This window comes from Photobacterium sp. BZF1 (assembly GCF_014349205.1).
In the GTDB taxonomy this organism is placed as follows: domain Bacteria; phylum Pseudomonadota; class Gammaproteobacteria; order Enterobacterales; family Vibrionaceae; genus Photobacterium.
This window is the reverse complement of the sequence record NZ_JACSOF010000036.1, coordinates 1-22,817: the sequence shown is the minus strand read 5'-3', so window position 1 is coordinate 22,817 and position 22,817 is coordinate 1. Positions and strand designations below refer to the sequence as shown.

Sequence of the window (22,817 nt, the reverse complement as noted above, 5' to 3'; positions counted from 1 at the left end):
AAGATTATGGAACTAGCAACGACTGTAAGTGAGCTGCGTTACGCACTCGATACTTTTTACTTTTTGATTTCTGGTGCACTGGTTATGTGGATGGCAGCGGGCTTTGCCATGCTGGAAGCAGGCTTGGTGCGCTCAAAGAACACCACTGAAATTCTAACCAAGAACTTCTGCTTGTATGCCATCGCTTGTACCATGTACCTGATTGTTGGCTACAACATTATGTATGTCGACAATGGCGAAGGCGGCTGGCTACCATCAATTGGTGCCTTGATTGGTTCTCAGGCAGAAGGTGCAGACCACTCATTAGAATCTGACTTCTTCTTCCAGGTAGTATTTGTTGCGACGGCTATGTCTGTTGTATCGGGTGCAGTTGCCGAGCGTATGAAGCTATGGTCATTCCTCATTTTCTCTGTCATTTTGACTGGCTTCATCTACCCACTGGAAGGTTACTGGACTTGGGGCGGCGGCTTCCTGTCTGAAGCAGGCTTCAGTGACTTCGCTGGCTCAGGTATTGTTCACATGGCAGGTGCTGCTGCAGCGCTAGCGGGTGTGATGCTACTGGGTGCTCGTAAGGGCAAATACGGCAAGAATGGTGCGGTTCACCCAATCCCGGGTTCTAACATGCCATTGGCAACGCTGGGTACCTTCATCCTGTGGCTGGGCTGGTTCGGCTTCAACGGTGGCTCACAGCTGATGGTTTCTGACTTCGAAAACGCAACAGCGGTTGGTCAAATCTTCCTGAACACCAACGCGGCTGCGGCAGCGGGTGCCATTGCTGCACTGGCAGTGTGTAAGACGACTTGGGGCAAGGCTGACTTGACCATGATCCTCAACGGCGCGCTTGCTGGTCTGGTTGCCATTACGGCGGATCCACTGTCTCCATCGCCAATCGCTTCTGTGATTATCGGTGTGATTGCTGGTGCACTTGTAGTCTTCAGCATCATCGGCTTTGACAAGATTAAGATTGATGATCCTGTAGGTGCTATCTCGGTGCACGGTGTGTGTGGTTTCTTCGGCCTGATGGTTGTGCCATTCAGCAACGGCGATGCGACCTTCGGTGCTCAGCTTCTGGGTGCGGCAGTCATCTTCGGTTGGGTATTCGCGGCAAGCTTGGCGGTATGGGCTGTGTTGAAGTACACAGTAGGTATCCGAGTAACAGAAGAAGAAGAGCTGGCGGGTATGGACCTACACGATTGTGGTATCGATGCCTACCCAGAATTTGTTAGCGTGAAATAAGTAACATATATTTAGTTCACAACTTTGAAAAAACGCTGCTAACTGGCAGCGTTTTTTTGTTTGTTAATGTTACAAGCCATTGCTTTAAAGATAAGCTACATTATAATCATGCGTCATTGAGAAGTATTATCATTACATTTTGCGTTTACTTTAAGGGAAGGATCATAATGAAAAAGCTGTTGGCATCGGCAATTCTATTGGGCTTGGCGGCTCCGCAAGCGGCAATCGCAGCGGAAGAAGTCAATGTTTACTCTTACCGCCAGCCATTCTTGGTTGAGCCAATGTTCAAAGAGTTCACCGCTGAAACGGGTATTAAAGTAAACGTTAAGTTTGCTAAAGAAGGTCTGGCTGAAAAACTTCAGCAGGAAGGCCAGTACAGCCCAGCAGATGTGGTCCTGACAACAGATATCAGCCGCTTGGTTGAGCTTTCTGACAAAGAGCTAGTACAAGCCGTTGACAGCAAAGTGATTGATGCCAATGTACCAGCACAGTTCCGCGATAATGAAGACGAGTGGTTCGCACTAACGCTACGTACCCGTAACGTTTACTCTTCACGTGACCGTGTAGGCCGCCTACCAGCAGATTTCGATTACGCTGATCTGGCTAAGCCTGAGTGGAAAGGTAAAATCTGTACGCGCTCTGGCAAACACCCATACAACATTTCTCTAGTTTCTTCGATGATTGCTCACTACGGCGAAGCTGAAACTAAAGAGTGGCTAGAAGGCTACAAAGCAAACCTAGCTCGTAAGCCGCAGGGTAATGACCGTGCGCAGGTTAAAGCCGTTAAAGAAGGTCTTTGTGACCTAGCAATCGGTAACAGCTACTACCTAGGCAAAATGGTTAACGATGATAAGCAGAAGTCTTGGGCTGAAGCGGTATACATCAACTTCCCGGGTCAGGAAAACAACGGCACCCACGTAAACGTAAGTGGTATGGCAATGGCGAAATACGCGCCAAACCAAGAAAATGCCCTGAAGTTGATGGAATTCCTGACTGGCGACAAAGCCCAGCAGATGTATGCAGAAGTTAACTACGAGTACCCAGTCAAAGAAGGCGTTAAGCGTTCTGAGCTAGTGGCTTCTTGGGGTGACTTCAAAGCAGACGAAGTTTCTCTGGATAAAGTCGCCGAGTACCACAGCACAGCTATCAAACTTCTAGACGAAGTGAAGTTTGATCTGTAATTGGTTACAAAAAATGGGGCTTAATGCCCCATTTATTGCTCAAGGCTAAGTACTTTTTCCAATAAGTTGTGGTAGTTTCTCCCCTCCTGTAGCAAGGTTTTTCCCCCTAAGTCGGGAATGAGCGGCAGGAGAAGTGCACCGGTGCCACTTCTTGATTGCAAAAGGTACTAAGTAGTTAGCAATGAAAGAAAAATATCTCTTCTGGCGGACCAGTGGTTGGGGCTTTTCCCTGCTGCTGGTTTTGCCTATTCTGGCCATTTTTTACACCGCCCTCGGTGAGGCCGATGACGTCTTCTCCCACCTAATGGGAACCGTGATGTCGACCTATGCCGCCAATACGTTTTGGCTGGTGGCGGGTACCCTGATTTTGGCTCTGCTGTTTGGCTTGCCTGCCGCTTGGATCATGGCAATGTGCCGTATTCCCGGTGAGCGGGTACTGCAGTGGGCGCTGGTACTTCCTTTGGCCATGCCGGGCTATATTATCGGTTATATCTATACCGATTGGTTCGATTATGCCGGCCCGGTTCAAATTCTGCTGCGTGATATTTTTGGCTGGCAGACTATCCATGACTACTGGTTCCCGAATATCCGCTCGCTGGGCGGTGCCTGCCTTGTCCTTGCATTGGTGCTTTATCCATATATTTACCTGCTGGCCCGTGCGGCGTTTATGGAGCAAAGTACGAGCCTGTTGCAATCAGCCCGTCTACTTAAGTGCAGTCCGCTAGATAGCTTCCGCCGTATTTCCCTGCCGCTGGCCCGTCCGTCGATTGCGGTGGGGATGTCCCTAGTGGCGATGGAAACCCTTGGGGACTTCGGTACTGTTAGCTATTTTGCGGTGAACACGCTGACTACGGCGGTCTACGATACCTGGCTCGGTTATTCCAACCTCAATGCCGCTGCCAAGATTTCGGCCATTATGCTGTTGGTGATTTTCGTGCTGATCAGCGCCGAGCGTTTCAGCCGCCGCAAGCAGAAAATGTTCCAGCAGGAATTCGAACATGGCGATGATATCCGTTACACCCTGTCGGGATGGAAGAAGTGGGTAGCTATGGGGTGGTGCTGGGGCCTGATTGGCTTTGCCTTCCTATTGCCTCTGATGCAGCTTTGTTACTATGCCTGGCATTACTTCGGTGATAGCTGGACCAGCCAGTTCCAGCAATACAGTATCAATAGCCTGAAAGTCTCGCTGATTGCCGCTGTGTTGGCTGTCGCCCTCGCATTAATCGTGAACTTCTACCGTCGTCTGGATGGCCGTAGCATTACTGTGGTACCGACGCGGATCTCGTCATTGGGCTACGCTGTACCGGGTACGGTGTTGGCTATTGGTGTGATGATCCCGCTAACCAGTGCTGATCATCTGCTTAACGATTTCACTATTGCTAATGGGCTAGGTCGGCCTGGGCTGATTTTCTCCGGCACCATGTTTGCCATTATTTTTGCCTTTGTGGTGCGCTTTGCTGCGGTGGCTGTGGGGAGTATCGAAAGTAGCCTAGCCAAGATCCCGCCGTCACTCGATATGGCATCCAAAACCATGGGCTATGCGTCGATGGCGATGCTGCGTCGCGTCCATCTACCTTTGATCCGCCGTGGTTGTTTGATTGCCGGCCTGCTGGTGTTTATTGAGTCGATGAAAGAGCTCAATGCCGCCTTGCTACTTCGCCCATTCAACTTCGAGACATTGGCAACCTATGTCTATAATTTCGCTTCTGACGAGCAGCTTGAGCTGGCTGCCTTACCGGCGATCCTACTGGTCATTGTTGGCCTGATCCCTCTGGTGATGGTTAACCGTTCTTTGGAGCAGAAACACTGATGACTCACGCATTATCTGTAAGCAACCTGACTTGTAAATATAACGGTCAGGCCGTATTGGAAAACTTGTCCCTGCCAGTCAAAGACAATGAAATTGTCTGCCTGCTTGGTGCCAGTGGTTGTGGTAAAACAACCTTGCTAAAGGCCATTGCGGGCCTGCTGCCGCTGGAAAGTGGTGTTATCCATATCAATGGCCGAACGATTGCTGATGAGCACACTTGGTTGCCGCCTGAAAAGCGTAACATCGGGATGATCTTCCAGGACTATGCCTTGTTCCCTCACCTGACCGTTGCTGAAAACATTGCTTTTGGCCTGCGTGATTGGAGCAAGGAAAAAGTGACGGCCAAGATCCAGCAAATGCTCGAATTGGTACGTTTGACTGGCCTTGATGACCGTTATCCGCACCAGTTATCTGGCGGCCAGCAGCAGCGTGTGGCTATTGCCAGGGCATTGGCCTGCGAGCCAGATTTGATTTTGCTTGATGAGCCGTTTTCCAATATCGATACCCAAGTTCGCCATGGCCTGATCAAAGAGATCCGCCGTATCTTCAAGGCGCAGGGTGTGACCGCGATTTTCGTTACCCACAGCCGCGAGGAAGCCTTTGCCTTTGCTGACCGGATGGCGGTAATGAACAACGGGGTGATCGAGCAATTTGGCACAGCGACTGAGCTTTATTACCGTCCGAGCAGCCGCTTTGTTGCCGAGTTCCTTGGTACTGGCTCATACTTGCCGGTGACATTGGCTGATAGCCAAACCTTATCGACTCCATTTGGAGCGATTAACGTCAATAGCGCGCCGGCTAGCAACGGCGATGCTGAATGGCTGCTTCGTCCGCAGAACCTCAACGTTCAACCGGCAGAAGATGGAGCAGGGGTGATCACCGAGCAACTGTTTATGGGTGACATTTGCCGCTATACGGTCGAATTCCAAGGCCATAGCCTGATTGTTAACTCGCACCTCATCCTGCAGATTGGTGAGCGTGTAGCCGTCACCCTGGAGCCACACGACCCGGTCGTGTTTGCCGCGGCTAGCTAACCTTTGAGCGAAATGCACTGAAGAAAAACAACAAGGCCGGTCATCATGACCGGCCTTGTTGCATTGGTGCCTGTAAGGGCCGTTATTTTCTGAAAAGCGCTTTGATGTGATTGTCTGCCAATGCCTGCATCTCTTCCCGCTCCGGGGAGATATTGGCTTGCAGGTAAACAATGTAGCACACCCCCTGGAACTGCCAGGCGAGGTCATAAGCAGAAAGGTTGCCCGGAAGGTTGGCCTGTTCGAACTTTTCGGCAATTTTTGAGAAGTTATCTTGGTTGCTGCTGACAAAATGGGGCCAGATGTCTTCCCGCACTGATGTGCTCCATTCAAACCATACCTTCAACCAGTCTTTTTGCTCGACCACTTCATCGATCAGGTGGTAACAAATAGCCGTAAGCTGTTGCTCGAAAGGCTGATCACCGGCTAAGTTCTCGTTCACCATAGCCTTGAAGTGCTGCTCAACCTGGGTCAAGACTTCTTCGACCAAGGCTTCACGGGTCGGGAAGTAGTTAAAAACGGTGGCCACAGAAACATTGGCCATATCGGCGATATCTGCATGTCCGGCACGGCCGATGCCGCGTCGGGCAAAAACATCCAAAGCGAAGTTGAGTAGCTGTTCTTTACGTTTTTCTGGGGATAGACGGGTCCTTGTTCTTTTCGCGATCGTATCCATGTCTCTGATTCCTAGCTCAATTGTCATTATTTTGGTTATGATTTGTACACGCGTTCACTTTACAGTAGCAACTAGTTATATTCAATCATGTTTTATTCATTCTGTATCATACAATTGACAGGGTCGATAAAATAACTATTACTTTGTAGTGGTGATAGAATAAGGCTCCGTTTTACCGCAAGCCGACAGGCGGCAGGTCAGCCGTACTGATGGAGATAAAGATGAAACATACCATTGAAGTAATGATTTCTGAGCAGGACGTTCAGGCACGTGTAACAGAGCTGGGAAAGCAAATCACTGAACATTATAAAGATTCCAAAGATCTGGTCATGGTGGGTCTGCTACGTGGCTCGTTCGTATTTATGGCTGATCTGGCTCGTGCAATTGAACTGACTCATGAAGTCGACTTCATGACCGCATCAAGCTACGGCAACACGATGGAAAGCAGCCGTGATGTGCGCATCCTTAAAGACTTGGATGATGACATCAAGGGTAAGGACGTTTTGTTGGTTGAAGATATTATTGATACTGGCAATACCCTGAACAAGGTGCGTGAAATCCTGTCGCTGCGTGAACCAAACTCAATTGAAATCTGTACCCTGCTGGATAAGCCTTCGCGCCGCGAAGTTCACGTAGACGTGAAGTGGGTGGGTTTTGAAATTCCTGATGAATTCGTCGTTGGTGTAGGTATCGATTACGCCCAGAAGTACCGCCACCTGCCATATATCGGTAAAGTCGTTCCGCTGGAAGACTAATACTGATTTCAAAGCATTAAAAAAGCGACTGGTCGACAGTCGCTTTTTTGTATTGGATATCTGGGCGATTAGCCTTTGTGAGGCAGGATCTCGGCCATTGCTGCGTTGTATGAGGCTTCAAGCGACTCACGGCTAGTGGCAGTTACACCAAGGTTACGTAATTGGCCATTACCGATACCGTAAATCCAACCATGGATCTTCACTTGCTGGCCACGCTCCCATGCTTGCTGCATGATGGTGGAGTTACCTAGGTTGTAGACCTGGTAAGCGACATTGAGCTCGCAGAGCTTGTCATCCCACTCTTCACGAGGCAAATGGGCAAGGTCATCTCGGTGCTTCATGAACAGGTCGCGGATATGCAGTAGCCAGTTGTTGATAAGGCCAAGTTGTGGGTTTTCGATAGCGGCAGTCACACCACCACAGCCATAATGGCCGCAGACAATAATGTGGCGAACTTTCAGAACGTCGACGGCGTACTGGACCACAGACAGGCAATTAAGATCGGTGTGGATGACCTGGTTGGCCACGTTTCGGTGAACAAAGAGCTCGCCGGAATCCAATCCGGTTAGGCGTTCGGCGGGAACTCGGCTGTCGGCACAACCGATCCATAGGTACTCAGGGTGCTGGGCTTTCGCAAGATGGCTGAAGAATTCCGGATTTTCATCCTTGATATTCTCTGACCAAGCAACGTTATTTGCGAATAGCTGTTTAATATCTGCCATGATGATGCCTTTCTCTGATATTTTATACCCGCAGTTCAGGGAAGCTCCCTGGTGCTGGGGAAAAACAAATTTACATAGGTATCAGTCCTGCTGTCAGTCCTGAGACCTATGTAAACCGGATGTAACTATACACAAGCTGTCTCGATATCAAATCGGAGTAGTTGTCCGAAGAAAGTTTCTAACATTAAGATCGCATTTTATGAACGCTTTGGAAATACAAAATTTAAACAAAACCTATAAAGGTGGCGTTAATGCACTGAAAAATATGAGCCTATGTGTTAAGGAAGGCGACTTTTTCGCGCTTCTAGGCCCAAACGGTGCTGGTAAATCAACCACAATTGGCATCATTAGCTCGCTGGTTAACAAAACCTCGGGTGAGGTGAAGGTGTTCGGTTATGACCTGGATACCCAGATCGTTGAAGCCAAAAAACAGCTGGGCTTGGTGCCGCAGGAATTTAACTTTAACCAGTTCGAGACCGTTGAGCAGATCGTGATCAACCAGGCTGGGTACTACGGGGTTGAGAAGGAGCTGGCTAAAGAAAGGGCGAAAAAATACCTATCCCAGCTCGACTTGTGGGGCAAGCGCAAAGAGCGCGCCCGCAACCTGTCGGGCGGAATGAAACGCCGCCTGATGATTGCCCGTGCCCTGATGCACGAGCCACGCCTTCTGATCCTCGATGAGCCAACTGCCGGGGTGGATATCGAGCTACGCCGCTCGATGTGGGACTTCCTGCGAGAAATCAACCGCCAGGGAGTAACGATTATCCTGACCACCCACTACCTAGAAGAAGCCGAGATGCTGTGCCGCAACATCGGTATTATCAATCACGGCGAGCTTATCGAGAACACGTCGATGAAAGCGCTGCTTGGTAAGCTAGAGGTTGAAACCTTCATCCTTGATGTCAAACTGAACGGCAACAAACCCGTACTGGAAGATATCAATTGGAAGCTGCCGGATAACCACACCCTTGAAGTGGATATCAACAAAGGGGATAGCCTCAACCATGTGTTTAGTCTACTGACAGAGCAGGGGATCGACGTTATTTCTATGCGCAACAAGGCTAACCGTCTAGAAGAATTGTTCGTGACGCTGGTGGCCAACAGCAAGAGTAAGCAAGGAGTCCAATCATGAATCGGCAGTACTGGATTGCCTTCAAAAGCTTGATCACCAAAGAAGTCAACCGCTTTGCCCGGATCTGGGTACAAACCATGGTGCCGCCGGCAATTACTATGACCCTGTACTTCGTGATCTTCGGCAGCCTGATCGGTAGCCGTATCGGTGAGATGGGCGGTTTCAGCTACATGGAATACATTGTACCCGGCCTGATTATGATGTCGGTGATCACCAACTCCTACTCCAATGTGGCGTCGTCGTTCTTCAGTGCCAAGTTCCAGCACAATATCGAGGAACTGCTGGTGGCGCCGGTGCCGAACTACATCATCATTGCCGGCTTTGTCGGTGGTGGGGTCTTGCGCGGCCTCGGTGTGGGTGTGATTGTCTCCGTGGTTTCCCTATTGTTTGTCGACCTGCAAATCGCTCATTTTGGCGTTATTGTCGCAACCGTATTGATGACCTCTGTGGTGTTCTCGCTAGGCGGTTTGATCAATGCTGTTTTTGCCAAGACGTTTGATGATATCAGTATTATCCCGACCTTCGTGCTGACACCGCTGACATACTTGGGTGGGGTGTTCTACTCACTGAGCTTGCTGCCGGAGTTCTGGCAGGGGGTGTCAAAGCTGAACCCAATCGTCTACATGGTCAATGCCTTCCGTTACGGCTTCCTTGGCGTATCTGATGTCGGTATCGGTACGTCGTTTGCCGTATTGGGCGTGTTTACCGTTATCCTTTACAGCATCTGCTATTACCTGATCTCGCGCGGTATTGGCCTGCGTTCATAAGTTAGGTATCCCGAAAACAAAAATCCCGGCCAAGGCCGGGATTTTTTTATTACTGGAATGCTGTTTATTCTTCTGTTGCTGCAGCTGTTGCCGTGCTTAGCTCAACCACCTGGTTGTCGATAAGGCGGGCTTTGCCGAGGAAGGCAGACATCAGGATCACGACCTGTTGGGTCTCTTCGCTCACAGGCTGCAGACTGACTGCATCACGGATATAAATTTCATCTGGCTGCAGGCCGGCAGCACGCAACTGGTCGTTGGCATCGACCACGATCTCGGCGTAGTCGCTACGGCCGCCGCGCATCTGACTGCTGATCCAGCGCATAGTGCGGGCCAGTACTGGGGCACGCTGGCGCTCATCAACGGTTAGGTAGCCGTTGCGTGAGCTCATGGCCAGGCCGTCCATTTCACGGACAGTGGCAACGCCGACAACTTCGATATCCATCGCTAGGTCGATCACCATCTGGCGGATCAGGGCTAGCTGCTGGTAGTCTTTTTCGCCAAAGCAGGCAATATCCGGCTGAACAATGTTGAACAGCTTGGTCACAATCGTCGAAACACCACGGAAATGACTTGGACGCAGGGCACCTTCAAGCATGGTCGATAGGCCTGGGACTTCAACGAAAGTCTGGCGGTCCAAGCCTTCCGGGTACATGATGTCCGGAGTCGGGGTGAAGACCAGTTCAACGCCTTCGTTGTTCAGCTTGGCCAAGTCTTCTTCCAAGGTACGCGGGTAGTTGTCGAGATCGTCTGCCTTGTCGAACTGCATCGGATTGACAAAAATGCTAACCACAACCACATCTGCCATTTCACGGGCCTTGCGGACCAGCGTCAGGTGGCCTTCATGCAGGTTTCCCATTGTCGGTACGAAAGCAATCCGACGGCCTTCACGGCGCCAGCTTCGGATTTGCTCGCGGATCTGGGCAATCTCGGCGAATGTTTGCATTTTTATTCCTTATTCAAAGGTATGTTCTGGGCCAGGGAAAGTGCCGGCCTCGACATCTTCTAGGTATTTGGTGACGGCTGCGCGCATCTCGCCGGTTTCTGCCAGGTAGTTCTTGGAGAAACGAGGGATATAGTTAGCTGAAATCCCGAACATATCGTGCATGACCAAGATCTGGCCATCAGTCACATTGCCAGCACCGATACCGATCACCGGTACTTCAACGGCCTTGGTGATACGCTCTGCCAGGCTGGCCGGTACGCACTCCAGCAAGATAATTTGTGCACCCGCGTTTTTCAGCAGGATAGCATCTTTTACCATCTGCTCAGCGTGGTCGGAGTCACGTCCTTGCACTTTGTAGCCACCAAAAATATTGACAGATTGAGGGGTTAGCCCCAAATGCGCACAGACAGGCACAGCACGTTCGGTCAATTTGGTCACAGTTTCAGCCAACCAGCCGCCGCCTTCGAGCTTCACCATGTTGGCACCGGCACGCATTAGTGTCGCGGCATTCTCACAAGCCTGCTCAGGGGTGGCATAGCTCATAAATGGCATATCGGCCATCAGCAGTGAGTTTGGACTACCGGCACGAACCGCACGGGTATGGTAGGCAATATCCTCTACCGTTACCGGAAGGGTGTCAGGCTTGCCTTGCAGTACCATGCCCAGCGAGTCGCCGACTAGCATCACTGGTACGCCTTGCTGTTCGAACAGCTGGGAAAAGCTGGCATCGTACGCGGTAACCGAGGCAAATTTACGACCTTCCTGCTTCCATGTCATCAGGTCGTTGATAGTGATCTTTTTCATGTGTTCTCCCTTTAATCCTGAGAAATGGTTACTGAGACCAGATGCTCAGCCCGTTACGGTCTACCTGCTCCAGCAGTGTTTTGAGCGGAGTGTGGTCGGGTAGTACCAGCTCAGGGGCAATTTCCGCGAGTGGGTAAAGCACAAACTCACGGACTTTCATTCCGTAATGCGGCACTGTCAGGCGCTCGCAGTGGTGTTCAAGGTCGCCGTACAGGACGATATCGAGATCCAGGGTGCGTGGTCCCCAACGTTCGGCCTTGCGGACCCGGCCATGTTCCTGTTCGATGGACTGGGTGCAATCTAGCAAAGCCAGTGGGCTTAGCTTGGTCTCGACAGCGATGACGGCATTGATGTAGTCAGGCTGGTCCTGCGGCCCCATCGGGGTGCTGCTGTAGAGCGAGGATACGGCTACTACATTGAGATCGGGGTGCTGCTTGAGCACCTCGATCGCACTTTGGGCCTGGGCGACAGGATCGGCAAGGTTACTGCCGATAGCGATATAGGCTAGGGTCATGACGATTTAGCCTGTGGTTTCTTGCGGCGCTGTTGCGGGCGGCGACGGCGACGGCGAGGGGCGCCAGAGCCACCTTCGTTGATTTGCTGCACCATCTTGCTGCGCTGGTTGCGGTCACCGTGCTGGAACTTGTCCCACCATTGGGCCAACTCGGCAATGTCTTCACTTTCGAAATTACCACGCATCTCCAGGAAGTCGAAGGCGGCGCGGAATTTCGGATGCTCCATCATCTTGAAGGCGCGTTTGCCGCTACGGCGGTTGAAACGGGTCTGCTGCTGCCAGATATCACGGATAGTCGTGGTAAAGCGACGCGGGATAGCAATCGTCTTGACCTGCTCATCGAGAATATCGTTAGCGGCGACCATAAAGGCGTCATAGTAGGCGAGGCCGCTGGCAAAGGCGACTTCCTCGGCACGGGTAACCAGCGGGTACCACAGCATGGCTGCGAACATGAAGGCTGGGTTAACACGCTTGCCGTCGGCAATACGCTTATCGGTTGCCGATAGGATGTGTTCGATCATCTGCTCGGTCTGGCTGCTGTGATCTTCAGTGAAGTGCTCAGACAGTAGCGGGAACAGTTGCTGGAACAAGTTGTATTCGCGCAGTAGTTTGTAGGTCTGCAGACCGTCACCTGACTGTAGCAGCTTGAGGCTTTCCTCGAACAGGCGGGCAGCCGGAATGTCCTGCAGCAGGGTCGACAGCGGCTTGATAGGATCCGCTGTGTTCGGTTCGATATCCATGTCCAGCTTGGCGGCAAAGCGCACGGCACGCAGCATACGCACTGGATCTTCGCGGTAGCGGGTTTCCGGATCGCCGATCAGGCGGACAATACGGTTATCAAGATCTTCCACCCCGTTGACGTAATCGGCAACGGTGAAATCCTTGATGCTGTAGTAGAGCGCATTGATGGTGAAATCACGGCGCTCGGCATCTTCTTCGATGCTGCCATAGACATTGTCACGCAGCAGCATGCCTTCCTGGCTTTGGGCCGAGACATTCTTTTTATCTTTGATGCTCGGCTTGGCATCTGAGTGGTGGCCACGGAAAGTGGCGACTTCAATGACGTCTCTGCCAAACAGAATATGGGCCAAGCGGAAGCGACGGCCAATCAGGCGACAGTTGCGGAACAACTGCTTGATTTGCTCCGGTGTCGCGTTGGTGGCAATGTCGAAGTCTTTTGGCTGTTTGTCCAACAGGAGATCGCGAACACCACCACCGACCAGATATGCGTCATATCCGGCTTTATTTAGGCGGTAAAGGACTTTCAGCGCATTCTCGCTGATATCTTTACGTGAAATACCGTGCTCTTGGCGCTGATAAACTTGCAAGGCGAGTTCCTCATGGTCGAGATCACTTGCGTCTCGATTCAGTACCTTACGGCAAAAGCTGGCGACTCGATTAAAGATAATACACCTCATTTATGTGGTTCGGATTCAACAAACAGCCGCATATCATATATCACAGCAGGCCATTTTAGAATCCTAGCGCTTGTTTCCCCCGCATTTTGGCGGCAAATTGCGGGCATTTCGGGGGCAGCAAGGCGGTTAACGTTTAGCTGGGCGACAATACTGCAGATGCTTGGTTTCAACCGTGTGAAGGGTCGAAAGTTATCGCTGTGGTTGCCGGCAGGTTAGCTATCTGCCAATGGGCAATTCCCCAGCACAAAATCTCTCGGGTTGTCGAGCTTGCCAGATCTGCCGGTGGCTGCAAGCCTAAGAATCGCATCGCTTCGACCAGCGCCGGCCTTGGGTTGGCCTTGTCGATGGCCGGGGCATGGTTCTGCTTCGAGAGCTTGTTGCCGTTTTCGGTCACTGCCAGTGGCAAGTGCAGGTAACCGACTTCAGGTTGACCGAGCAGCCGATAGAGCCCTATCTGGCGGCCGGTTGGCTCAATTAAGTCTGCGCCGCGGACAACCTCAGTGATCCCCTGCTCAATGTCATCCAGTACTACTGCCAGATTATAGGCGAACAAGCCATCGCGGCGGCGGATAATGAAATCTTCTTCGGCCAGCGGTGGCGGGATATTGATATGGCCATGCAGTAGGTCATCGAAGGCTAATACGGGCTCATCGACCTTGAGGCGGATGGCATTTCCAGCAGCCTCGAGCTGCTTGTCACGGCAGTTACCCGGATAGAAGCCCCCGGCTTGCTTGATTTGCTTACGGGTACATTGGCAGTAATAGGCCTGTTGGTCGGCCAGCCAGGCATTAATCTGGGCTTGGTAGGCGTCGTGACGCTGGCTTTGGTACATGATCCCTCCGTCCCATTCGAGGCCATAGGCTTCGAGGGTATGTAGGATATCATCCGCAGCACCGGGCATTTCCCGTGGCGGGTCCAGATCTTCCATCCTAACTAGCCAGGTGCCTTGCTGGGCTTTGGCTTGCAGATAGCTACCCAAGGCGGCAACCAGCGAGCCGAAGTGCAGGGGACCTGATGGGGATGGGGCGAAACGGCCAATATAGTGCTTGTTTGTACTCATAAGAAAATCAATCAAAACGAAAAAGGGAGCTAGCGCTCCCTCTTGACTATCATGGTGCTGTACGAATCGTACTAGCCTGCCATCTGCTTTTCTTTGATTTCAGCCAGCGTCTTACAGTCGATACATAGGTCGGCTGTTGGACGGGCTTCCAGACGGCGGATACCAATCTCGATACCGCAAGATTCACAGAAACCGAAGTCATCATCTTCAATGCGCTGAAGGGTCTTCTCGATTTTCTTGATCAATTTACGTTCGCGGTCGCGGTTGCGAAGCTCTAGGCTGAACTCTTCTTCCTGAGCGGCGCGGTCAACGGGATCTGGGAAGTTGGCTGCTTCGTCCTGCATGTGGTTTACAGTACGATCAACTTCTTCACGTAGCTGGTTGCGCCAAGCACCAAGAATCTTACGGAAGTGCTCTAGCTGAGCTTCACCCATGTATTCTTCGCCAGCCTTTTCCTGGTAAGGTTCAACCCCAGCAATAGCCAGGATGCCTAGCGATTTTTTAACGTTGCTCTCTGGCATATAGCATCTCCTAATATACCTAATAACCGTCACTGGTTAAATTTGGGCGGTATCTATAGCAGAAAGGGAGTGGTGTGGCAATTGCTGCATATATTCAATTTTATACCAATGTGAAGAAACCATCACTTTGCGGTACTTACTGGTTGAATTTTATGCGATGCGCGAGGTAGAGTTCCGTTGGGTTCAATACCGCCTTGTAACACAGGATCTCTACGCCAGCCCGCTCTGCTTGTTGTATTAATGAAAAGTAGTCCGGGTCTATATGGTGTGCCGCAGATACTTTTTCAATCCCTGAATGTAAAATTGCGAAAAAAAGTATGGCACGTTCACCGTTTTGTGCCACTTCAATTAATTCTCGCAGGTGCTTCTGCCCCCGGGTTGTTACTGCGTCCGGGAAAAAACCTTGCCCCTCCTTTCCTTGGTCCAGCAGAGTGACACTCTTTACTTCAATATAGCAATCAGGTTTTGATTCGTCTTGTAATAAAACATCTATCCTGCTGTTTTCACTACCATACTTAACTTCGGTGCGAAGTGATGAATAGCCTGCCAATTCTGTGATGACATTCTTGTTAATGGCCTCGACTACCAAGCGGTTGGCCTGTGCGGTGTTGACGCAGATGGTATGCCCTTCTTTAGTTTGAGAAAGCTCCCAGCTGTTAGGATATTTCCGCTTTGGGTTAGCAGAGGTGGAGTACCACACCGTATTTCCTGGTTCGGCACACCCTGTCATGGCACCGGTATTGGCACAATGAATGGTGGTGGTTGAACCGTCGGGCAAGGTGATGTCGGCGAGAAAACGCTTGTAGCGTTTGATGAGGGTGGCTGATTGCAGTGGTGCGTTGAACTTCATACCTTGTCCTGTTGTTTTTCTTGCTATTGGCTGCCGAGGGGCCATTTACCAAGCTGGAGGTATTGCACACCTTGGCGGCCGTTATGGCTGACTGGCTTGGAAATATACAGGCCAAAACTGTTGAAGTGAAAGTCTATTTTGCCAACCTGTGGCAATTGTTCGGGGCGTTTTGCTACGGATTTGGCAAGGGTGACATGGGGTTTGTAGGGGCGTGATTCCTGCTCCAGACCACAATCTAGGGCCAATACCTTGAGTTGCTGTGCCAGTGTCAGCAAAGCCTGCGGCGGCTTATCTGGCGCAACCCAGATGACCTTGCTGCGTTTCCAGTAGCCCAATGTATCTAAATTTAAAGAGAAAGCCGGTGGCGGCGTTAGTTGTCCGGCAGTTGCCACAACCTTTGCTGCCTGCTCGTCAGTCACCATACCGAGAAAGGCTAGCGTTATATGGAGGTTGTCGGTGATGACTGGGCGGCCGAATATGCCGCATTGTGCCGAAAGCCTGGCGAGGCGCTGGAAGTCATCGCTGCTGCTATCGGGCGATAATGCAAAGAACAGGCGCTGTTTTTTCTCTTTCATATGATTAAGTAAGCTACAATGGCCAAGCCTAAATTGAATATGACACAAGGTGTTCCCATTGTCACAACTGCCTATTGATGACGTGCTCCCTGCACTGCAGACCCAACTCGATGCCCGCGCACAACTGATCCTCAAAGCCCCTCCCGGGGCCGGTAAATCAACCCGCTTGCCTTTGGTTTTGCTACAGCAGGAGGCAGTTGCTGGCAAGATAGTGATGCTCGAGCCGCGCCGCCTGGCAGCCCGGAATATTGCCCGTTACCTTGCCTCACAGCTCGGTGAGCAAGTGGGAGAGACGGTAGGTTTGAGGGTTAGGGGGGAAACCCGTGTAAGTAACAAGACCAAGTTGGAAATTGTCACCGAAGGGGTCATGACCCGGATGTTGCAGCAAGATCCTGAGCTGACCGGGATCGACCTGTTGATCTTCGATGAATTTCACGAACGCAGTATCCATGCTGATACCTCACTGGCACTGGCGCTGGAGGTGCAAGAAGCACTGCGTGATGACCTCAAGTTGCTGGTGATGTCGGCCACGCTGGATGCGGATGCCCTGACAGGGTTACTGCCTGAAGCAGGTTACATTGAGTCTGAAGGACGTAGTTTCCCCGTTGAATTACGGTACAAGAAGCTGGCGGAAAATACCCACCTCATTGACGCGACAGCACGAGAGATTTCAGCTCTGCTGGCTTCGGAGCCTGGTTCGATGTTGGCCTTCTTGCCGGGGGCGGGGGAGATCCGCCGTTTGGCAGAGCAATTGGAAGGGCATCTCGGCAATGATGTGCTGGTGTGCCCTCTCTATGGCCAGTTGACCGCCAACCAGCAACAGCAGGCCATTACGCCTGCGCCGAAAGGCAAGCGCAAGGTGGTGTTGGCGACCAATATTGCCGAAACCAGTTTGACCATCGAGGGGATCAGGATGGTGGTGGACTGTGGTTTGGAGCGCATCGCCCAGTGGGACCCGAAAACAGGGATAAGCCGTTTGGAGTCGGTTCGTATAGCCCGCTCATCTGCCGAGCAGCGGGCTGGCCGTGCTGGTCGCTTGGAGCCGGGGATCTGCTTGCGCCTATACAGCGAGGACATGTTGGCTCGCCAACCTGCAACGCCTCAGCCGGAGATATTGCGGGCTGATCTTACTTCGCTCGCGATGGAATTAGCCCAGTGGGGCTGCCAGTCTGCCGCTGATCTGCATTGGCTGGACTTACCGCCTGCTCCTGCCTTGAAGCAAGCCCATACGCTATTGGAAGGCCTAGGTGCTATGGACGAGGGCGGTAGGTTGACCGAGATGGGCAGCGCGATACAGAAACTGGGTGTTGAGCCCCGCCATGCAGCGATGCTGCTGTTGGCCCAAAAACACGGGGACAAAGCAATGGTGACTGCCGCGTTGCTGGTTGCCCTGCTGGAAGAACCGCCTCGGGGCAATAATAATCCGGACTTACACTTCCAGCTTAATTTAGTTGAAAGTGGCAAACAGGCGAGGAGCAAGGCTTACCTGCAGCGGGCATCTCAGCACCTGGCAAAATTGGGTGCCAGCAAGGCTGTAATTAAAGTTGCTGGTGAATGGGTAGCCCCTTTGTTGGCTGCAGGCTTCCCTGACCGTATTGCCCTATCACGCGGTAAAGACAGCCGTTATCAGCTTGCTAATGGCCAAGGAGCTATGATGATGCCGGATGAACCGCTGGCAGACGAAGAGTTGCTGGTGGTGGCTGATATTATCAAAACTCGCCAAGGGGACAGCAGGATCTTTTCAGCCGTTCCAGCTCAGTTATCTGAATTGCAAGACACACTGCCGCACTTGTTTGTGTGGCGTGAATGGCTCGATTGGGATGATAAGAAAGGCCGCCTGACCGCAGAGAAGCACTTGTGCTGTGGCAAGTTAATACTTGAACGTCAACTGATGGGGGAGCCAGATCCGGCCAAGGCCAGTGAAGCTTTACTCAATGCAGTCCAGCGCAAGGGGCTGGGCATTCTGCCGTGGAACAAGAATAGCGAAGGGTTGCTGAATCGCGCCCGCTGCGCTGCCGAATGGCTGCCAGAGTTGGATTTACCTGCGATGGATGATGAGGCACTGCTAACTGCTGCGGATGAATGGCTGCTGCCATACATGAATGGGATGAAAACCCTCAAGGCTCTTGAACGGGTTGATCTGCTGGCAGCACTGGAAGCCCGTTTGGGATGGGATAAAAAACAGCTGCTCGATCAGGCACTGCCGACCCATTACAGCGTACCGACAGGCTCACGCTATGCCATTCGCTATCAACCCGGACAATATCCGGTGCTGGCCGTGAAATTACAGGAAATGTTTGGTGAGAAGGCCTCTCCGACGATTGCCAACGGCAAGGTGGCGGTGGTGCTTGAGTTGCTGTCGCCGGCTCAGCGGCCATTGCAAATTACCCGCGATTTGGCAGCCTTTTGGCAAGGAGCTTACCGCGAGGTGCAAAAAGAGATGAAAGGGCGTTACCCTAAACACCCGTGGCCGGATGATCCTGCGAACCATGAGCCAACCAAAAAAACCAAGAAATACATGTAGAAATAGATGATCATGATGACAGAGCAAGCAAGGCGTTCGGTGGCTTCAGCACCAAAACAGCAGGCTCCCAAAAAGCCGGCACCCAAGAAGCCCGCAGCGGACAAGGACGGTACCAAGAAACCGGTACGCAAGCGTAAACCGGCAGCGGCAAGCAAGGCCAAGACAACTGCCAAGAAACGTCCGGCCAAATCGACTCGGAGCCGTAAAAAGAGTCCTAAAGGGAAACGGCAGGGGCTGCCGGGCTGGTTCAAGTGGCTGCTTGGTTTTGGCCTGAAGTTATCGGTTGCCATCCTTGCGGTACTGCTGTTGGTCGGCATCTACCTCGATAATATTGTCCGTGACCGTTTTGATGGCCAATTATGGAGTTTGCCCGCGGTTGTGTATGGCCGGGTGCTGGACCTGCAACCGGGACAGGCTATTACGTTGGAGGAAGTCCGGCGCGAGCTGGATGTCTTGCAATACCACAAAGTACGAACGCCACAACGCAACGGTGAGTATTCATCGTCTTCGACCCGTATAGAGCTGATCCGCCGCCCGTTCGACTTTTCCGACGGCTACGAGGCAGCGCGGCATATCATGCTGACCTTTGATGGCAGCGAGCTGAAAAGTATTCAGGAGGCTGGCTCCAAGCGTCAGCTAGGCTATTTGCGGATAGAGCCAAAGATGCTGGGGATGCTGGAAACCGGAGAGAGCGAACAACGCTTGTTCCTCCCGCGGGAGCAGTTCCCTGAAGTGCTGGTTGATGCCTTGCTGGTGACAGAAGACCGGGATTTCTACCACCACGATGGTGTTTCGCCTTTGGCGATTGCCCGCGCTATGGTCGTCAATTTGAAGGCGGGCAGGACAGTGCAGGGAGGGAGTACCCTAACCCAGCAACTTGCCAAGAATATGTTCCTTTCACGTGAGCGTTCGTTATGGCGGAAGGTGAGGGAAGCTTATATTGCCATCATCCTTGATTATCGCTACACCAAAGATCAAATCCTCGAAGCCTACCTCAACGAGATTTACCTTGGGCAAAATGGCGGTAAGGAAGTCCATGGCTTTGGCTTGGGGGCGAGGTTGTACTTTGGCCGTCCGCTACAGGAGTTGAGGATTGACCAGCAGGCATTGTTGGTAGCGATGGCAAAAGGTCCTTCTTACTACAACCCATGGCGCAACCCTGAGCGTGCCAAACAGCGCCGTGACCTTGTTCTCAGGCTGATGATGGACAACGGCACCCTGTCTGGGGAGGATTATGAACTGGCTGCCTCGAGGCCGCTGGATGTCCAGTCCCGGCCAATGATTGCCCGTCGTCAGCCAGCCTACTTCCAGCAGCTTCGCCGTGAATTGCAGCAGCGGGTTGGTAACAACTACACACCAGGTGTTGGTTTGCGGATCTTCAGTACCTTAGATCCCCTTTCGCAGAAAGAAGCCGAAGAAGCGGTGGTTAGTATGGTGCCTAAGCTGAAGCAAAAGGCAGGCGTTGGACTTGAAACCGCTTTGGTAGCAGCAGATCGTCGAACCGGTGAAATTAGGGCGATGATTGGTGGCAGTAACCCGGGCTATGCCGGTTTTAACCGGGCATTGGATGCCAGCCGCCAGATCGGCTCTTTGGTCAAGCCTGCGGTATATCTGGCGGCATTGCGCCATCCTGAGACGTTTTCGCTTGCCACCACGGTTGAAGATAAGCCGATTATGCTCAGTGGCAGCAAGGGGAAAAACTGGCAGCCACGTAACTATGACCGCAAGTTCCGGGGAGAAGTGCCGCTGTATTACGCACTGGCAAAATCTCTCAACGTCCCAACGGTTAACTTAGGGATGCAGGTTGGACTTGATGAAGTGATTGATACCATGGTCGATCTTGGCGTTGATCGCGGTGAAGTGCCTAAGCTACCTTCTATCCTGCTGGGAGCCTTCACGCTGACACCGTTTGAAGTGACCCAGATGTACCAGTCGGTTGCCAGTGGTGGGCTCAAGGCTGACCTGACAGCGTTGAGGGCCGTTGTTGACCAGCAAGGCAACCAACTTTACCAGTGGATGCCAAGGGCCAGCCAGGCTGTCCCTGAGCAAGCGGCTTGGTTGACCACCTACGGCATGAAGAATGTGGTTTCACAAGGGACTGCACGTTTCCTTCAACCACAATTTGGTTGGGCAGCCTTGGCCGGCAAGACAGGTACCACAGATAAAAACCGTGATAGTTGGTATGTCGGTGCCGATGGCCGAGAAGTGGTAACGGTTTGGGTTGGCCGTGATGACAATAAACCGGTTAACCTGACAGGATCGGCAGGTGCGTTGCGTTTGTATGGTGATTACCTCAAACGTCGCCAGCCAGAGCGCTTGGCGCTGCAATGGCCGCAGAAGTTGACGACAGCCAAGTTCAGCCAGATGCCAAATGGTACCTTGGTGAGGGACTGTGCGGGCCAGCATTCGCTGCCAATGTGGGATCAGGATGGCTCGGTTAAAGGTTACTGCGACGGCAGCAAGCCTGAAGGTTGGATCAAAGAGATGTTTAGCTGGTAAGCCGATTGGCTGATAGCTTTAAATCAAAACGCCCCTGTTTCGGACTTCCGTGACAGGGGCGTTTTATTTTTCTAGAGGGAAGTTAGTCATCAGGATCGAAGTAGAAAGAGATCCGGCTGCGGGGATTGAGGTAAGCATGGACTTTATCCGGCAGCTTACTTGGGTGGATAACCTGTTCGATGCGAAGGTGGCTCTCTTCCAAGTCAATGATCGGTGCTTCATTTGACGGAACCGTTGGGTCATAAAGCAAGATATTGGGTGTCAGTAGGCTTTCTGAGTTGACCGAAATCACCAGCCCCAGTTGTTGGTTTGAAAGTTGGACCACACTACCAGGTGGGTAGACACCAAGTAACCGGATAAGCAGCGCCAGATAATCATTGTTGTATTGTTCTTTCTTGTGCTTGAACAAGTAGGAGAGGGCGCTGTATGGGATCCTCGCTTTCGCTGGGTCCTGGGGGTGACAGAGATTGTCGTAGGCATTAACCACCGCAACAAGCTGAGCTTTGGGATCGATCTGTTCTGCAGTGAGCTGTTTAGGGTAGCCGCTACCGTCAAGCAGTTCATGGTGCTGGCTAAGGATAGGCTTGGCCTGCTCGGGGAAACTATCTGATAAGTTGGCTAAATCGACGCTGTACTTCGGGTGGAGCTTTAAATAGTTCTCTTCTGGCTCGGTGAGTGGTGTTGTCTTGCGGATAATGGCGGTCGGTACCTTGAGTTTGCCCATATCATGGAACAGGGCGCCGATAGCGATAGTTTTGATGTCTTTTCCATCCATACCACTGGAGCGGGCCAACATCATTGACATGATGGCGACATTGAGTGAATGGCTGTAGATATCTTCGTTCTCACTGCCCTCGTTCATCAAGTGCAGGGCAACATTGTCAGATTCAAGCAGGGCGTCGACCATCTCTTCGACCAGCATCTCTGCCTCTTTAACGGCCGTGACCGGGCGGTTTTTGATCTTTCCCACTATCGAGCGTAGTTGTGCCATCGAACGGGAGAAGTTTTTTTCACAACGTTGCAGTTTGCGCTTGTAGCTCTTCAGCTTCTCTATACGGCCTTGTTTCTCTTTCCATAGCTTATCTGCTTGCTGGTCGAGGAAACGGCTCTCATGCTCGCTGATAGCCTCCAGAGCATTGTCTGGATCAAGGGGTTGAGACTCACTCTTTTCAGGAATCAGGAAGACATGCTTAATCCCTAGGTTCTTAATCAGCCTAATTTGCTGGTTATCTTTGATTTTGAAATGGTTTAGCAGGAAAGGGTGATCGGTCCATTGCACAGGCAGCTTGATATACAGGCCTTCGGTTAAGCGCTCTACAGAAAGTTTGATACTGGCCATGACGTCCGTGCAACGTATTGAAAATAGAGTGCAATTCTACCTAACCGAGTATATTTTCCCAATATGACCAAGGTTGCGTAATGTTCTAGAGGTAAACGACAGGCGAAAAAAAACCTCATCAAAGATGAGGTTTCAAAAGATGGTGCCGACTACCGGAATCGAACTGGTGACCTACTGATTACAAGTCAGTTGCTCTACCTACTGAGCTAAGTCGGCAATTTATTCTTATTATTCAAGCTAATGAAAGCTTAAATTGAAAGTGGCTCCCCCTGCGGGACTCGAACCTGCGACATACGGATTAACAGTCCGCCGTTCTACCAACTGAACTAAGGGGGAATTATCTTTTTTACATTATGTTGCTTATTTCAAGCACCACAATCGAAATATGGTGCCTCGAGGCGGAATCGAACCACCGACACGAGGATTTTCAATCCTCTGCTCTACCGACTGAGCTATCGAG

General features: G+C 51.7%; 20 protein-coding genes and 2 tRNA genes. 9 read left to right on the top strand and 13 right to left on the bottom strand.

All coding sequences use genetic code 11. The features are described 5' to 3' along the window. The first annotated feature begins 6 nt into the window (after positions 1-6). From BIZ37_RS10165 to BIZ37_RS10150, 4 genes are all read left to right on the top strand, one after another. Positions 7-1,236 carry an ammonium transporter gene (locus BIZ37_RS10165; protein WP_187461404.1) on the top strand — a complete coding sequence of 410 codons (1,230 nt, stop codon included), beginning with the start codon at positions 7-9 and terminating at the stop codon, positions 1,234-1,236. Positions 1,237-1,403: 167 nt separating this feature from the next. Next, positions 1,404-2,417, top strand: coding sequence for a Fe(3+) ABC transporter substrate-binding protein (locus tag BIZ37_RS10160; RefSeq protein ID WP_187461403.1), 1,014 nt, complete (start codon positions 1,404-1,406; stop codon positions 2,415-2,417). Between the two features lie 181 nt (positions 2,418-2,598). Next, positions 2,599-4,227 carry an iron ABC transporter permease gene (locus BIZ37_RS10155; RefSeq protein WP_187461402.1) on the top strand — a complete coding sequence of 543 codons (1,629 nt, stop codon included), beginning with the start codon at positions 2,599-2,601 and terminating at the stop codon, positions 4,225-4,227. After that, positions 4,227-5,261 (top strand): ABC transporter ATP-binding protein, encoded by a 1,035-nt coding sequence (locus BIZ37_RS10150; RefSeq protein WP_107301155.1) that lies wholly within the window; start codon positions 4,227-4,229, stop codon positions 5,259-5,261. The genes BIZ37_RS10155 and BIZ37_RS10150 overlap by 1 nt, the downstream gene beginning before the upstream one ends. Positions 5,262-5,343: 82 nt before the next feature. Here BIZ37_RS10150 and BIZ37_RS10145 read toward each other — a convergent pair whose 3' ends face one another. Beyond that, positions 5,344-5,934, bottom strand: a complete 591-nt coding sequence (locus BIZ37_RS10145) for a TetR/AcrR family transcriptional regulator (protein ID WP_187461401.1) — start codon at positions 5,932-5,934, stop codon at positions 5,344-5,346. A 221-nt stretch (positions 5,935-6,155) separates the two neighbouring features. Between BIZ37_RS10145 and hpt the strand changes: the two genes are divergently transcribed. Further along, on the top strand, positions 6,156-6,689 hold the full coding sequence (hpt, locus tag BIZ37_RS10140) for a hypoxanthine phosphoribosyltransferase (RefSeq protein WP_107301157.1): 534 nt from the start codon (positions 6,156-6,158) through the stop codon (positions 6,687-6,689). 68 nt (positions 6,690-6,757) lie between these two features. Here the strand turns inward: hpt and can are convergent, their stop codons facing one another. Further along, a complete protein-coding gene (gene can / locus BIZ37_RS10135) occupies positions 6,758-7,411 on the bottom strand; it encodes a carbonate dehydratase (protein WP_187461400.1) in 654 nt (217 codons plus the stop codon). Positions 7,412-7,610: 199 nt separating this feature from the next. Between can and BIZ37_RS10130 the strand changes: the two genes are divergently transcribed. Continuing rightward, positions 7,611-8,543 (top strand): ABC transporter ATP-binding protein, encoded by a 933-nt coding sequence (locus BIZ37_RS10130; protein ID WP_107301159.1) that lies wholly within the window; start codon positions 7,611-7,613, stop codon positions 8,541-8,543. Further along, positions 8,540-9,310 (top strand): ABC transporter permease, encoded by a 771-nt coding sequence (locus tag BIZ37_RS10125; RefSeq protein WP_107301160.1) that lies wholly within the window; start codon positions 8,540-8,542, stop codon positions 9,308-9,310. The genes BIZ37_RS10130 and BIZ37_RS10125 overlap by 4 nt, the downstream gene beginning before the upstream one ends. 64 nt (positions 9,311-9,374) lie before the next feature. Here the strand turns inward: BIZ37_RS10125 and panC are convergent, their stop codons facing one another. The 8 genes from panC to thpR form a co-directional block, all read right to left on the bottom strand. Beyond that, positions 9,375-10,253 carry a pantoate--beta-alanine ligase gene (panC, locus tag BIZ37_RS10120; protein WP_187461399.1) on the bottom strand — a complete coding sequence of 293 codons (879 nt, stop codon included), beginning with the start codon at positions 10,251-10,253 and terminating at the stop codon, positions 9,375-9,377. Positions 10,254-10,262: 9 nt separating this feature from the next. Continuing rightward, positions 10,263-11,057 (bottom strand): 3-methyl-2-oxobutanoate hydroxymethyltransferase, encoded by a 795-nt coding sequence (gene panB / locus BIZ37_RS10115; RefSeq protein ID WP_107301162.1) that lies wholly within the window; start codon positions 11,055-11,057, stop codon positions 10,263-10,265. 28 nt (positions 11,058-11,085) lie between these two features. Further along, positions 11,086-11,571: a 2-amino-4-hydroxy-6-hydroxymethyldihydropteridine diphosphokinase gene (folK, locus tag BIZ37_RS10110; protein ID WP_107301163.1), complete on the bottom strand. Its 486-nt coding sequence runs from the start codon at positions 11,569-11,571 to the stop codon at positions 11,086-11,088. Then, complete coding sequence (gene pcnB, locus BIZ37_RS10105) at positions 11,568-12,941, bottom strand: polynucleotide adenylyltransferase PcnB (protein ID WP_370577333.1); 1,374 nt, start codon at positions 12,939-12,941, stop codon at positions 11,568-11,570. The genes folK and pcnB overlap by 4 nt, the downstream gene beginning before the upstream one ends. Positions 12,942-13,155: 214 nt before the next feature. Further along, positions 13,156-14,049, bottom strand: a complete 894-nt coding sequence (gene gluQRS / locus BIZ37_RS10100) for a tRNA glutamyl-Q(34) synthetase GluQRS (protein WP_187461397.1) — start codon at positions 14,047-14,049, stop codon at positions 13,156-13,158. Positions 14,050-14,120: 71 nt separating this feature from the next. Then, entirely contained in the window at positions 14,121-14,570 is a 450-nt protein-coding gene (dksA, locus tag BIZ37_RS10095; RefSeq protein ID WP_107301166.1) for an RNA polymerase-binding protein DksA, read from the bottom strand. A gap of 136 nt (positions 14,571-14,706) precedes the next feature. Continuing rightward, positions 14,707-15,420, bottom strand: coding sequence for a DNA/RNA nuclease SfsA (gene sfsA, locus BIZ37_RS10090; protein WP_187461396.1), 714 nt, complete (start codon positions 15,418-15,420; stop codon positions 14,707-14,709). Positions 15,421-15,443: 23 nt separating this feature from the next. Further along, entirely contained in the window at positions 15,444-15,995 is a 552-nt protein-coding gene (gene thpR / locus BIZ37_RS10085) for an RNA 2',3'-cyclic phosphodiesterase (RefSeq protein ID WP_187461395.1), read from the bottom strand. A 58-nt stretch (positions 15,996-16,053) separates the two neighbouring features. Between thpR and hrpB the strand changes: the two genes are divergently transcribed. Together hrpB and mrcB are read left to right on the top strand one after the other, a co-directional pair. Beyond that, a complete protein-coding gene (gene hrpB / locus BIZ37_RS10080) occupies positions 16,054-18,519 on the top strand; it encodes an ATP-dependent helicase HrpB (protein WP_187461394.1) in 2,466 nt (821 codons plus the stop codon). Between the two features lie 15 nt (positions 18,520-18,534). Then, positions 18,535-21,018: a penicillin-binding protein 1B gene (gene mrcB / locus BIZ37_RS10075; RefSeq protein ID WP_370577332.1), complete on the top strand. Its 2,484-nt coding sequence runs from the start codon at positions 18,535-18,537 to the stop codon at positions 21,016-21,018. 82 nt (positions 21,019-21,100) lie between these two features. On the opposite strand, the gene BIZ37_RS10070 is transcribed toward mrcB, so the two are convergent. From BIZ37_RS10070 to BIZ37_RS10060, 3 genes are all read right to left on the bottom strand, one after another. Then, positions 21,101-22,357 (bottom strand): HD-GYP domain-containing protein, encoded by a 1,257-nt coding sequence (locus BIZ37_RS10070; RefSeq protein WP_187461392.1) that lies wholly within the window; start codon positions 22,355-22,357, stop codon positions 21,101-21,103. A gap of 140 nt (positions 22,358-22,497) precedes the next feature. Next, positions 22,498-22,573: transfer RNA gene (locus BIZ37_RS10065), tRNA-Thr, on the bottom strand. A gap of 44 nt (positions 22,574-22,617) precedes the next feature. Then, positions 22,618-22,693 (bottom strand) — tRNA-Asn (locus BIZ37_RS10060). Between the last annotated feature and the right edge of the window lie 124 nt (positions 22,694-22,817).

What these genes read in the sequence shown, in the direction of transcription:
- BIZ37_RS10130 (WP_107301159.1), top strand. Translation starts at nt 7,611, where the DNA reads ATGAACGCTTTGGAAATACAAAATTTAAACAAAACCTATAAAGGTGGC.
- thpR (WP_187461395.1), bottom strand. Translation starts at nt 15,995, where the DNA reads ATGAAAGAGAAAAAACAGCGCCTGTTCTTTGCATTATCGCCCGATAGC.
- gluQRS (WP_187461397.1), bottom strand. Translation starts at nt 14,049, where the DNA reads ATGAGTACAAACAAGCACTATATTGGCCGTTTCGCCCCATCCCCATCA.
- hpt (WP_107301157.1), top strand. Translation starts at nt 6,156, where the DNA reads ATGAAACATACCATTGAAGTAATGATTTCTGAGCAGGACGTTCAGGCA.
- sfsA (WP_187461396.1), bottom strand. Translation starts at nt 15,420, where the DNA reads ATGAAGTTCAACGCACCACTGCAATCAGCCACCCTCATCAAACGCTAC.
- mrcB (WP_370577332.1), top strand. Translation starts at nt 18,535, where the DNA reads ATGACAGAGCAAGCAAGGCGTTCGGTGGCTTCAGCACCAAAACAGCAG.
- panB (WP_107301162.1), bottom strand. Translation starts at nt 11,057, where the DNA reads ATGAAAAAGATCACTATCAACGACCTGATGACATGGAAGCAGGAAGGT.
- dksA (WP_107301166.1), bottom strand. Translation starts at nt 14,570, where the DNA reads ATGCCAGAGAGCAACGTTAAAAAATCGCTAGGCATCCTGGCTATTGCT.
- BIZ37_RS10160 (WP_187461403.1), top strand. Translation starts at nt 1,404, where the DNA reads ATGAAAAAGCTGTTGGCATCGGCAATTCTATTGGGCTTGGCGGCTCCG.
- BIZ37_RS10145 (WP_187461401.1), bottom strand. Translation starts at nt 5,934, where the DNA reads ATGGATACGATCGCGAAAAGAACAAGGACCCGTCTATCCCCAGAAAAA.
- BIZ37_RS10165 (WP_187461404.1), top strand. Translation starts at nt 7, where the DNA reads ATGGAACTAGCAACGACTGTAAGTGAGCTGCGTTACGCACTCGATACT.
- BIZ37_RS10070 (WP_187461392.1), bottom strand. Translation starts at nt 22,357, where the DNA reads ATGGCCAGTATCAAACTTTCTGTAGAGCGCTTAACCGAAGGCCTGTAT.
- BIZ37_RS10155 (WP_187461402.1), top strand. Translation starts at nt 2,599, where the DNA reads ATGAAAGAAAAATATCTCTTCTGGCGGACCAGTGGTTGGGGCTTTTCC.
- can (WP_187461400.1), bottom strand. Translation starts at nt 7,411, where the DNA reads ATGGCAGATATTAAACAGCTATTCGCAAATAACGTTGCTTGGTCAGAG.
- BIZ37_RS10150 (WP_107301155.1), top strand. Translation starts at nt 4,227, where the DNA reads ATGACTCACGCATTATCTGTAAGCAACCTGACTTGTAAATATAACGGT.
- folK (WP_107301163.1), bottom strand. Translation starts at nt 11,571, where the DNA reads ATGACCCTAGCCTATATCGCTATCGGCAGTAACCTTGCCGATCCTGTC.
- BIZ37_RS10125 (WP_107301160.1), top strand. Translation starts at nt 8,540, where the DNA reads ATGAATCGGCAGTACTGGATTGCCTTCAAAAGCTTGATCACCAAAGAA.
- panC (WP_187461399.1), bottom strand. Translation starts at nt 10,253, where the DNA reads ATGCAAACATTCGCCGAGATTGCCCAGATCCGCGAGCAAATCCGAAGC.